The organism is Ruegeria sp. CDSB114 (assembly GCF_059611025.1).
In genome coordinates, this window is record NZ_JBXWOT010000001.1 from 280,026 (window position 1) to 291,753 (window position 11,728).

8 protein-coding genes are annotated in these 11,728 nt (G+C 56.2%); 6 read left to right on the forward strand and 2 right to left on the reverse strand.

What is annotated here, in order from left to right; genetic code table 11:
* Positions 1–36: 36 nt before the first annotated feature.
* From AC2FIP_RS01450 to AC2FIP_RS01465, 4 genes are all read left to right on the forward strand, one after another.
* A complete protein-coding gene (locus AC2FIP_RS01450; protein WP_496784910.1) occupies positions 37–3,420 on the forward strand; it encodes a YhdP family protein in 3,384 nt (1,127 codons plus the stop codon).
* Positions 3,421–3,464: 44 nt separating this feature from the next.
* A complete protein-coding gene (queA, locus tag AC2FIP_RS01455; protein WP_282027353.1) occupies positions 3,465–4,511 on the forward strand; it encodes a tRNA preQ1(34) S-adenosylmethionine ribosyltransferase-isomerase QueA in 1,047 nt (348 codons plus the stop codon).
* A gap of 111 nt (positions 4,512–4,622) precedes the next feature.
* Positions 4,623–5,897, forward strand: coding sequence for an MFS transporter (locus tag AC2FIP_RS01460; protein ID WP_496784913.1), 1,275 nt, complete (start codon positions 4,623–4,625; stop codon positions 5,895–5,897).
* A 108-nt stretch (positions 5,898–6,005) separates the two neighbouring features.
* On the forward strand, positions 6,006–6,584 hold the full coding sequence (locus AC2FIP_RS01465) for a DUF924 family protein (RefSeq protein ID WP_142633241.1): 579 nt from the start codon (positions 6,006–6,008) through the stop codon (positions 6,582–6,584).
* Here the strand turns inward: AC2FIP_RS01465 and AC2FIP_RS01470 are convergent.
* Positions 6,581–7,015 (reverse strand): hypothetical protein, encoded by a 435-nt coding sequence (locus AC2FIP_RS01470; RefSeq protein ID WP_496784915.1) that lies wholly within the window; start codon positions 7,013–7,015, stop codon positions 6,581–6,583. The two genes, AC2FIP_RS01465 and AC2FIP_RS01470, sit on opposite strands and share 4 nt — an antisense overlap.
* 214 nt (positions 7,016–7,229) lie before the next feature.
* Between AC2FIP_RS01470 and lpdA the strand changes: the two genes are divergently transcribed.
* Positions 7,230–8,624, forward strand: a complete 1,395-nt coding sequence (gene lpdA, locus AC2FIP_RS01475) for a dihydrolipoyl dehydrogenase (RefSeq protein ID WP_271947557.1) — start codon at positions 7,230–7,232, stop codon at positions 8,622–8,624.
* A 109-nt stretch (positions 8,625–8,733) separates the two neighbouring features.
* Here lpdA and AC2FIP_RS01480 read toward each other — a convergent pair whose 3' ends face one another.
* Positions 8,734–10,119 (reverse strand): M20/M25/M40 family metallo-hydrolase, encoded by a 1,386-nt coding sequence (locus AC2FIP_RS01480; RefSeq protein ID WP_496784917.1) that lies wholly within the window; start codon positions 10,117–10,119, stop codon positions 8,734–8,736.
* Between the two features lie 324 nt (positions 10,120–10,443).
* Between AC2FIP_RS01480 and hemA the strand changes: the two genes are divergently transcribed.
* The gene (hemA, locus tag AC2FIP_RS01485) at positions 10,444–11,667 is read left to right on the forward strand and encodes a 5-aminolevulinate synthase (RefSeq protein WP_142633250.1); all 1,224 of its coding nucleotides are present in this window, start codon (positions 10,444–10,446) and stop codon (positions 11,665–11,667) included.
* Positions 11,668–11,728 lie beyond the last annotated feature (61 nt).

Sequence of the window (11,728 nt, forward strand, 5' to 3'; positions counted from 1 at the left end):
CTGACATCATGGTGCGGTGCAAGCAGGTAATAGGGCGTGGGTCGGAAATTGGCGCGGCAAGAAGATACACAAGAAGGCCCGGACGGGAAACCCCGCCGCCGTCGGTCACGCCGCCGCATCGCTGCGTGGGGGATCGTCGGAACCTTCCTGTTGCTTTGCCTGCTGGCCTTTGGCGGCTGGTTCTTTCTGATTGGCAAACAGCTGCACGCACCCGACTGGATGCGGGCCCAGGCCGAAAAACGGCTGGATCAAAGCCTTGGGGGGATCAAGATCCGCTTTGGCGATGCTAGCTTTATCGTCAACGAAAACTGGTTGCCACGTTTGCGACTGACGGATGTGACCATAAGCGACGCGGCGGGACAACAGATCGCGCAAGTGGCGGATATGCGCACACGGTTGTCGATGCGGTGGCTGCTACGGGGGAAAATCCGGCCGCGCACGATTACCCTGCGCGATGCCCAAATCGCATTGACCCGCGGATTGGACGGGGCGCTTTCGTTGACAGTCGGTTCTGGCAGTGCACCGGTTCAGCGGGCGCGGACATTGATCGAGTTGATCGAGGAATCTGACGATGTCTTTTTGTCACCGCTGCTGTCGGGCCTGCGGTCGGTCGAGCTTGAGTCGTTGACGCTGGACTATCAGGATTTGCGCCTGTCGCGCGCCTGGGTTTTCGACGGCGGACATATTTCGATCATCCGTACCGGTGACGAAATGCGCATGTCCACTGGGTTCTCTGTTCTGACAGGGCGCGATTATGCCAGTTCGATTGAGGTAAATTATACCAGCGTACTTGGAACGCCCCAGGCAAGCTTTGGCTTTGCCATAACCGACCTGCCTGCCGAGGATATTGCAAGTCAAAGCCTTGCCTTGTCATGGTTACAGGTCCTTGACGCTCCGATCTCGGGCGCGGTGCGCGGCAGTGTTGATGGCAACGCGGCGCTGGGGCCGTTATTTGCGACCCTGAACCTTGCGGCAGGCGCGGTGCAAGCCAACCAAGAGACAAAACCGATCCCGTTTGAATCCGCCAGGGCTTATTTCAGCTATGACCCAAGTCGGCAGGAGCTGGATTTCGACGAGGTTTCTGTAGTCTCCGCCTGGGGGTCCGTTCAGGCCGAGGGAAGGGCCTTTTTGAGAGGTATCGAGAATGGACTGCTGGAAAGCCTGACCTCTCAACTCCGTCTCAGCAGCATCGACATCAACCCGGCTGGTCTGTTTCCGGAACCCCTCAAGTTGGCGCGTGCCGACCTTGATCTGAAGATGAAGCTGGCCCCGTTCGAGTTGCGCCTCGGACAGATGACGGTTGAAGACGAAAACCTAACGCTGCGTGCTAGGGGTAATCTGATTGGTGAAGCCGAAGGTTGGTCGGGGTACCTCGAGGCCCATCTGGACGAGTTGGAGTCAGGCCAGTTGCTGAGATACTGGCCCCAATTACTTGCCGAAAAGCCGCGTAAATGGGTGTCCGACAATTTATATGAAGGCCGGCTCTCGGATGTCGATTTTGCATTACGGTTGAAGCCGGACACCAAGCCGGACATTTACTTGGACTTCGGGTTCGACGACGCCAAAGTCCGCTTTGCCAAAACTTTACCTCCGGTCCAGGACGCTCAGGGGCAGGCCAGCCTGATCAACCAACGGTTTACCGTGACAGCCGAGAAAGCGGTTGTCATTGCCGATCAGGGCGGCCCGATAGACGGGTCAGGAACATCCTTCATTATTCCGGATACGTCGATCAAAAAGCTTTCGCCGGCGATTGTGCGCGTCAAGGCCAAGGGCTCGGCAACGGCCGCCTTGTCTTTGATGGATCGTCCCCCTCTGCAGCTGATGACAAAGGCAAATTTGCCCGTGGATGTGGCCTCTGGCGATGTGGAACTGTCAGGCACCTTATCTCTGCCGATGAAGAAGGGGCTGAAGTTCGATGAAACCCAGTTTCACTTTACTGGTAAGATTGGTGATGTGCACAGTGATCGCTTGGTCAAAGGTTTTGTCGTCAGCGCGCCTCAGTTGACTATTTCAGGTGACCAATCCGCTGTCGAAGTCGGCGGCGACGGATATTTCGGCGACGTGCCTCTGCAGGCAACCTGGCGCCAGCCTATTGGGGGTCGAGAACCGAAACCCAGTGAACTGAAAGGGCAGATCGAGATTTCGCCCCGGTTGGTGACCGAGCTGCGTGCCGGGTTACCAAAGGGTATGCTGACTGGAAAAGGCGTTGCCGAAATAACCTTGGGCATCGGTGCTGGCCGCCCCCCGAAACTGACGGCGACATCGGATCTGGAAGGCGTAGTGCTGTCTATCCCCGAGCTCGGGTGGCGCAAAGGCGCTGGTACCAAGGGGTCGATGGATGTCGAGGCAACGCTGGGCGATCAGATGCGCGTGGATACACTTCGGCTGGATGCGGCGGGGTTGAGAAGCCTGGCCTCCATTAATTTCAAAAATGGTGCTTTCGATCGTGTTGAGTTCAGCTCATTCGAACTGGGGAACTGGCTTGCGGTTCCGGCGGAGCTGATTTCACGGGGGTCAGCCTTGCCCGACATCAGGGTTTTAGGGGGCGTGATGAATCTGGGGGGCGCGACCTTTGGATCCTCCGAAGGTGGTGGCGGTGGTTCCGGGCAGGGGCCCGAGCTGGATGTAGTGTTGGATCGCCTCCAGATTACAGAGACGATCGCCCTGACCGGGTTCAAGGGAAAATTTGCGACAACTGGCGGTGTCAGCGGCGCGTTCACGGCGAATGTAAACGGCGGTGCTGCTGTGCGCGGACAGGTGACCCCGCGCGGAGGGCGCAGTGCAGTCAATCTGACCTCTGGTGATGCAGGTGACGTTCTGAGATCGGCCAAAATGATAACCCAGGCGCGCGGAGGCAAACTGGACCTGCAACTGGAACCGGTCGGCGGGGCCGGGAACTTCGATGTCATCATGAAGATCGTGAACACCCGAATTCATGACGCCCCGGCCATGGCTGCCTTGCTGAACGCAATCAGCCTTGTTGGGCTTGTGGATGAAATGGCTGGGCAAGGCATCTTTTTCTCGAGCATCGAAAGCCGAATGCGGATTACGCCGACCGAAATCAAGGTTCTCAGCGGCAGCGCCGTCGGTCCTTCGATGGGATTGTCCTTCGACGGGACAATCGACACGGTTAGCGAAATGCTGAACTTGCGTGGCGCGATTTCCCCAATCTATCTGGTGAATGCGATTGGAAGTGTCTTCACCAAAAAAGGTGAAGGTGTGATCGCGTTCAATTATACTCTGACCGGCCCTTTGAAATCACCCTCTGTCTCGGTCAACCCTCTGTCAGGGCTTGCGCCATTGTTCTTGCGCAACCTTCTAAGGGAGCCCGCGCCGAAGGTTCAGGATGGGCCAAATGCACAGAAAGCCAAGCCGGATGAGCCTAAGCGCACCTTTGGATCGCCGCCAAAAGACAACTGAACAGGGATATAGCCGAATCTGATACGACCCTGTAAGGCGCGCCCATGAAACTCAGCGATTTCGATTTCCACCTGCCCGAGAATTTGATTGCCACCCGGCCTGCCAACCCGCGGTCTTCGGCGCGTTTGCTTGTGGCCGAGGGCGATGCAATCTCGGATGCGCATGTCTTTGACCTGCCAGATTGGCTGCGACCCGGTGACCGGCTGGTGTTGAATGATACGCGGGTCATCCCGGCACGCCTCAGCGGGCGGCGTCATCGCGACAGTGCGCAAGGGCCGGTGTCTGCGTCGATCGAAGCGACGTTGCTTGATCCGCAGGCAGACGGCACCTGGGCGGCGTTGATCAAGCCTCTCAAGAAGGTCAAGACAGGTGAGGTGATCCGGTTTTCGGATCAACTGAGCGCTGAGTTGGATAGGGTGGCGGACGGGCAGGCCTTTCTGCGGTTTAACCTTACGGGGCAGGATTTCGATGCTGCGCTGGAACAGGCCGGCGCCATGCCGCTGCCGCCCTATATTGCCGCCAAGCGCCCTGCCGATGCGCAGGACAAGACGGATTACCAGACGATCTGGGCGCGCAACTCCGGGGCAGTGGCCGCGCCCACCGCGTCGCTGCATTTTGACGAAGCGCTGATGCAAGCGCTTACCGCGCGCGGCGTTTCTGTTTCCTACGTTACGCTTCATGTCGGTGCCGGAACGTTTCTGCCAGTCAAGGTCGAGGATGTGACGACCCATAAGATGCATGCAGAATGGGGCAGGGTCAGTGCAGAAGCCGTCAGTGAAATTCGTGAAACCAAAGCCATAGGTGGCCGTGTCATTCCGGTGGGCACAACCGCGCTGCGATTGATCGAAAGCGCCGCCCGCAGTGGGCAGATCGTACCCTGGGAGGGCGATACCGACATCTTCATCTATCCGGGCTTTCAGTTTTACGTCACGGATGCGCTGATCACCAATTTCCATCTGCCGAAATCCACGCTGCTGATGTTGGTTTCAGCTTTGATGGGGCAGGATCGGATGCAAGAGGTTTATGAGCACGCGATTGCGCAGAACTATCGGTTCTTTTCATATGGGGATGGGTCGCTTTTGATCCCTTGAGCGGCGTGTTGTCGGGATCGTTGCGTTTCGATGTCGTAGACAAGCTGGTTCAAAGCCGTTTTTGATATAAAAACGAATCTCTAGTTCAGGTTAGCAATCTCGGAGGCCTCTATGCTTCAGGTCATTACCAGCGCGTGGTCACTTCTTCTTGGCATGGGCCTGCTTATGATTGGCAATGGCCTACAGGGCACAATCCTGGGCGTTCGAGGCGAGATCGAAGGGTTTTCGACCCTTCAGATGTCTGTTGTGATGTCAGCTTATTTCGTAGGTTTCCTCGGAGGTTCTCGCCTTGCACCGGAGATGATCCGGCGGGTTGGACATGTGCGGGTCTTTGCTGCGCTCGCTTCTTTTATTTCGGCCGTGATGATCATGTATCCGATGTTGACCGAACCAGTCGCGTGGGCTTTGGGGCGTGTTGTGATCGGGTTTTGTTTCTCGGGCGTGTATGTCACCGCCGAAAGCTGGCTGAACAACGCGGCCAATAACGAGAACCGGGGCCAGGCGCTTTCGCTTTATATGATCGTACAGATGACTGGGATCATCACCGCTCAGGGGCTTATGCTGGTTGGCGATCCTGCTGGTTACGAAACCTTTGTGATCGCATCCATTCTGGTTTCGGTTTCCTTTGCTCCGATTCTGCTGTCGATTTCACCGACACCGGCATTTGACACGACCAAGCCCATGACATTGCGTGAACTGATGGGGAAGTCGCCGTTGGGCTGCGTGGGCATGTTCCTGCTGGGCGGAGTGTTCTCGGCCCAGTTTGGTATGGCGGCGGTCTATGGCGCGCGCGCTGGGCTGACACTGGTTGAGATTTCGACCTTCGTGGCCGCCTTCTATATCGGAGCAATTCTGCTGCAATATCCGCTGGGTTGGTTCTCGGACCGGATGGATCGCCGGTTCCTGATCATGCTGGCGGGTATCATTGGTGCTTGCGGGGCGGCCACTGCGATGATGTTCGGGTCGACCTCATTTCCGTTCCTTCTGGCCTCGGCCTTTGTGATCGGAGGCATGTCTAACCCACTGTATTCGCTGCTGATTGCGCATACGAATGACTTTCTGGAGCATGAGGATATGGCCGCGGCCTCTGGCGGACTGGTCTTCATCAATGGAATGGGCGCCATTGCCGGCCCGCTGATTACCGGGTGGTTGATGGGCGATGACGTGTTCGGACCGTCGGGCTTTTTCCTGATCATCTTTGCACTGCTTGCTGCCACTGCGGTCTATGCGATGTATCGCATGACACAGCGTGCGGCGATTCCTGTGGATGAGACGGGCACCATGTCTCCGCTTTACCCAACGGCCTCGCCGGTGGCGTTCGAATTGGCGCAAGAGGTGGCTATCGAAGCCGCCGAAGCCGATCAGGAAACGCAAGATGTAGCCTAGGACACGAAATTATGTCGCAAGTGTTGCAAATTTTTACTGTCACAAATCTGTAAATCAGCCTTAAATGACGTTACGTCCCTGGGGAGGGCAAAACGACGGAGCAAGGCAATGGTAGGGCCTGAAGAAGTATTGAGTTTTTGGCTGGATCAAGTGGGTCCAGATGGTTGGTATATTGAGGATGAAGCGCTAGACGCAGAGATCCGCGAAAAATTTCTTTCCACATGGGAAATTGCTAATGAGGGAAAGTTCTCTCTCTGGCTGACATACCCCAGCGGGGCACTGGCCTATATCATTCTGATGGACCAGTTTCCTAGAAATATGTTCCGCGGCAGTGGTAAGGCGTTCGCCACTGACAAGGCGGCCTTGTCGGCAGCGAAATGCGCCATCGACAAGGGCTGGGATCTGAAGATTGACGAACCCGCGCGGCAGTTCTTTTATCTTCCACTGATGCACTCGGAAAATCTGTGTGACCAAGAGCGTTGTGTACGCCTGATGTGCCAAAATATCGACGAATCCAAGTCAACCAACCTGCTGCATGCAAGGGCGCATAGGGAGGTGATCCGAAAGTTCGGCCGTTTCCCCTATCGTAACGAAGCATTGTCGCGCCCCATGACCGAACATGAGGCCGCCTATGTAAACATGGGCGGGTACGGATCCACCGTCCGAGAGCTTCAGGCCGCAGGTTAGCCTTCGACCGAACAACCTTTGATTGTGATAATACGGTCGGCCACAGTGTCGGCCGTTTTTTCTATTGCGGTGCCGATGAAGGCGTCAGGCGTTTCGGCAACCGCAACGATACGAGACTGCGCCGCCTGCAGCGTATCTTCGATTTGGCTCAGGCGGTCGAGCGTTTGCGAGACCCGTTGGGCGGTGGCGGTGTCGGCAAGCGCGCCATTGACTTGTATTGTCGCGAGTTCGGTGCGAAGTGCTGCCAATTCACTGCGCACCCCTTGAACCTCTTCGCGCAAAGGGGCGACGATCTGAACCTTCTGTGAAAAATCAGACATCAGGGACTGCGCTGTTGTGGTCAGCTTCCAGCCCAAAAACAAACACAAGGCCACCAGGATAAGCGTGGCGTTGATTAGGGCGAGGACCAGATCTTTCAGCGTATTAGCCATGTTATGCCTTTCGCGTAAATGGATTTAGAATGGAGCAACTGGGATACTTAGCTATCTTCTAGCGTTTCGAACGGGTGCGGTATAGGCTCGAACCTCTGCAATCCGTATGGGTTTACCTTGCGTAGCTTTTGTCGCGGGGACTAAGTGTTGAAGGGTGACTGGTATTAGTTTAATGGTAAACTAATTTGGAAATGACCTGCTCCGAGAGGGAAACATGGCAGCACAATCTTTTGATCTGATCGTAATCGGCGCTGGTCCTGGCGGGTATGTCGCAGCCATTCGCGCAGCACAGCTTGGTTTGAAAACCGCCGTGGTCGAGCGCGAACATCTCGGGGGGATATGTCTTAACTGGGGCTGCATCCCAACCAAAGCGCTGCTGCGGTCTTCAGAAGTGTTCCACCTGATGGAGCGCGCAAAGGATTTTGGGCTGAAGGCCGAGAAGATCGGATATGATCTGGATGCTGTGGTCAAGCGATCGCGCGGTGTCGCCGGGCAACTTTCGGGCGGTATCGGTCACCTGCTGAAAAAGAACAAAGTGACGGTTGTCATGGGCGAGGCGACGATCCCGGCCAAGGGCAAGGTCTCCGTCAAGACCGACAAGGGCAGCGAAGAGTTGACAGCCAAGAACATCGTTCTGGCAACCGGCGCGCGCGCCCGCGAGCTTCCCGGGCTGGAAGCGGATGGTGATCTGGTTTGGACTTACAAACACGCCCTGCAGCCGCCACGGATGCCAAAGAAATTGCTGGTCATCGGGTCGGGTGCAATCGGGATCGAGTTCGCTAGCTTCTACAATACGCTCGGTGCAGATACGACGGTGGTTGAAGTCATGGACCGCGTTCTGCCCGTCGAGGATGCCGAGATCAGCGCCTTCGCCAAGAAAGCCTTTATCAAACAGGGCATGAAGATCATGGAAAAGGCGATGGTCAAGCAGTTGGACCGCGCTAAGGGTAAAGTCACTGCGCATATCGAGGTGAAGGGAAAGGTCGAAAAGCACGACTTTGACACCGTGATTTCTGCCGTGGGCATCGTCGGCAATATCGAAAATCTGGGGCTTGAGGCTTTGGGTGTCAAAATCGACCGGACCCATGTTGTGACTGACGAATTCTGTCGCACCGGTGTCGATGGCCTGTATGCCATCGGTGACATTGCCGGAGCGCCATGGCTGGCGCATAAAGCAAGCCATGAGGGTGTCATGGTGGCCGATCTGATCGCCGGGAAACATGCCCATCCGGTCAAACCCGAAAGCATCGCGGGCTGCACCTATTGCCATCCGCAGGTTGCGTCGGTCGGCTATTCCGAGGCGAAGGCGAAAGAGCTTGGCTATGACATCAAGGTCGGCCGTTTTCCCTTCATCGGCAACGGCAAGGCAATCGCGCTTGGAGAGCCCGAAGGGCTGGTCAAAACAGTCTTCGACGCCAAAACCGGAGAGCTGTTGGGCGCCCACATGATTGGCGCGGAAGTCACTGAGTTAATTCAGGGGTATGTGGTCGGGCGGCAGCTTGAAACCACCGAAGAGGATCTGATGAACACAGTGTTCCCGCATCCGACTTTGTCCGAGATGATGCATGAAAGCGTTTTGGACGCTTACGGGCGTGTGATCCATATGTAACTCAGGGCAGGGGGTACCTCTGCCGATCTGCGGCACATTACCAAAAGTATCTTTGGCCAGATGAAGCAGCGAACCAAGCTTCATCTGGCCTTTTGATTCCCGGATTTGGTTATCGGGTCAAAGCGTCGAGAATACGCGCCCAGGACCGGATGCCTTTGTGAAAGCTTTTGACGTCATATTTCTCATTCGGTGAGTGAATTGCGTCATCATCATTGGCAAAGCCCACAAGCATGGAATCCATGCCAAGTTCCGTGTCGAAGTAGCCAACGACAGGGATTGACCCGCCCATTCCGGTAAAGACGGCTTCGCGCCCCCATTCATCGGACAATGCGCCTCGGGCGGCTTCGAATTCGGGGCGGTTGATATTCATGACGGATGCGGGCGCGCCTTCAAGATCGTTGTCCCACTGTACTTTCGCGTCGGGTGACAGGCGGTCTTCTACATGCTTGCGAATCTGGTCACGCAAGGCGTCAGGGTTCATGTCACCCACCAGACGGCAGGTGATCTTGCAATGCGCCTGTGAGGGAATGACCGTCTTCGAACCGGCGCCGTTATAACCGCCCCAAAGCCCGTTTACCTCAAGCGTCGGGCGCGCCCATTGTTGCTGCAATGTAGAATATCCTTTTTCGCCATGTGGCTGAGAATACCCCACCGAGTTCAGATAATCCGCCTCATCGAACCCGCAGTTTTCCCATTGGCGCAACTGTTCGGCCGGGACCTCATGAACCCCGTCATAAAAGCCTTCGACAGCGACGCGACCGGTTTCGTCGTCATAGAACGAGGCGACGATCTTGGAGAGCTCTCGCAGCGGGTTTAGCCCCGGTCCGCCGTAATGGCCCGAGTGCAGGTCGATCCGCGGACCGATGATGGTGAATTCGTCCTTGAGCATCCCGCGCAGCTGTGACGCGATTGATGGCACCCCACGCGACACCATCGAAGTGTCGCATACCAATGCCAGATCCGCTTTCAACTCGGCCACGTTTTCACGCAGGAACGGGACCAGCGACGGCGAACCGGATTCTTCTTCGCCTTCGAAGAAGAAGGTGATGCGGCAGGGCAGGGTGCCATGGACGGCCTTCCATGCGCGGCACGCTTCGACGAAGGTCATCAACTGTCCCTTATCGTCCGAAGAGCCCCGACCCCGGATAACTGGCCCATTTTCGGTTTCTTCAATGGCCGGATCGAACGGATCCCGGTTCCACTGGTTCAGCGGGTCAACGGGTTGCACGTCATAATGGCCATAGAACAGAACATGGGGCGCGCTGTTGTCCTCACCTATATGCCCGACCACCATGGGATGTCCGGTGGTTTCACGTTTTTCAGCCTGAATTCCTATGTTTTTCAGGTCAGATACCAGCCAGTCAGCTGCCTGGTTGACCTGTTGGTCAAAGGCCGGATCGGTGGAAATTGACGGAATGCGGAGCAATTCCATCAGGCGGTCGATTGAGGTTGGCAAATCGGCGTCGATGCGGTTCAGAACAGCGTCCAGCGACATAAGAGGGCTCCTGCTTGATTTGGATTTTCCGGAACCCTATCAGCGCCACTTTTGCCGTCTAGCCCGCAAGGACTGGAATCTGGTATAATATCGGAAACCCGGATGAGATAATGTGCTGTGCCTGCGTCGTTTCCTCGCGTCCAGGGGGCGTAACTTTACTTGTCGGTCAGGGTCAGAGCGGATATTTGATGCAAATCAAATAAGCTTTCACTGTGCTTGCGGTATCAAGCAGGCAGTGGGAAATGCTCTGGTGCAGATTCGTATCCTGCGCAGAAGAAGACGTTCGGTCGCCGTAATATCGGTCGGGCAACTAAGGAGAAACCGGTGGATTATACTGCTCAGCTTGATTCAGCGATCGCAAGGCTGCATGACGAAGGACGGTACCGGACCTTCATTGATATCGAACGTCGCAATGGTCATTTCCCGCATGCGGTGCGCACGCGCCTCGATGGATCGCAGCAAGATATCACCGTCTGGTGCGGCAACGACTATCTTGGCATGGGGCAACACCCTGTGGTGTTGGAGGCGATGCACGAGGCCGTGGATGCCGCAGGCGCCGGATCAGGTGGAACCCGCAACATTTCGGGCACCACGGTTTACCACAAACGGCTTGAGGCCGAGCTGGCCGATCTGCACGGCAAAGAAGCTGCGTTGCTGTTCACCAGCGCCTATATCGCAAATGACGCGACACTCAGCACTTTGCCGAAACTGTTTCCTGGTCTGATCATTTATTCTGACGCATTGAACCATGCTTCGATGATCGAAGGGGTGCGCCGCAACGGCGGGTCCAAGCGCATCTTCCGCCACAATGACGTCGCCCATCTGCGCGAACTGCTTGAAGCGGATGATCCCGCAACGCCCAAACTGATCGCTTTTGAGTCGGTGTATTCGATGGACGGCGATTTTGGCCCGATTGAAGAGATATGTGATCTGGCCGATGAATTTGGTGCGCTGACCTATATTGATGAGGTCCACGCCGTTGGCATGTACGGACCGCGCGGCGGTGGCGTGACCGAGCGTGATCGTCTTGCCCATCGGATCGACATCATCAACGGCACATTGGCCAAAGCCTATGGCGTCATGGGGGGCTATATCGCGGCCAGCACTAAAATGTGTGACGCTGTGCGGTCTTATGCTCCGGGCTTCATCTTTACGACGTCCCTGCCACCTGCCGTTGCTGCGGGTGCCGCAGCTTCGGTTGCCTACCTCAAAACTGCGTCCGAATTGCGAGAGCAGCATCAGACGCAAGCAAAGATCCTCAAGCTTCGGCTCAAGGGGATGGGCCTGCCACTGATTGATCACGGCAGCCACATTGTGCCCGTGATTGTCGGCAACCCCGTGCACACGAAGAAACTCAGCGATATGCTGCTGGATGACTATGGAATCTACGTCCAGCCCATCAATTTCCCCACTGTTCCGCGTGGAACAGAACGCCTGCGTTTCACACCGTCCCCGGTTCATGGACCTGACGAAATGAACCGTTTGATCCAGGCGATGGACGAACTTTGGTCACATTGTGCGCTAAATCGCGCCGAACTTGCCGGTTAACCTAACGCTAAAGTGTGCAATTCGTATGCCGCGTGCTAAAATTACGCTAACAAAACTACGG

Bases quoted from the DNA above. Each gene is read 5' to 3' on its own strand.
- AC2FIP_RS01470 (WP_496784915.1), bottom strand. From the start codon at position 7,015: ATGGCTAATACGCTGAAAGATCTGGTCCTCGCCCTAATCAACGCCACG.
- AC2FIP_RS01460 (WP_496784913.1), top strand. From the start codon at position 4,623: ATGCTTCAGGTCATTACCAGCGCGTGGTCACTTCTTCTTGGCATGGGC.
- lpdA (WP_271947557.1), top strand. From the start codon at position 7,230: ATGGCAGCACAATCTTTTGATCTGATCGTAATCGGCGCTGGTCCTGGC.
- queA (WP_282027353.1), top strand. From the start codon at position 3,465: ATGAAACTCAGCGATTTCGATTTCCACCTGCCCGAGAATTTGATTGCC.
- AC2FIP_RS01465 (WP_142633241.1), top strand. From the start codon at position 6,006: ATGGTAGGGCCTGAAGAAGTATTGAGTTTTTGGCTGGATCAAGTGGGT.
- AC2FIP_RS01480 (WP_496784917.1), bottom strand. From the start codon at position 10,119: ATGTCGCTGGACGCTGTTCTGAACCGCATCGACGCCGATTTGCCAACC.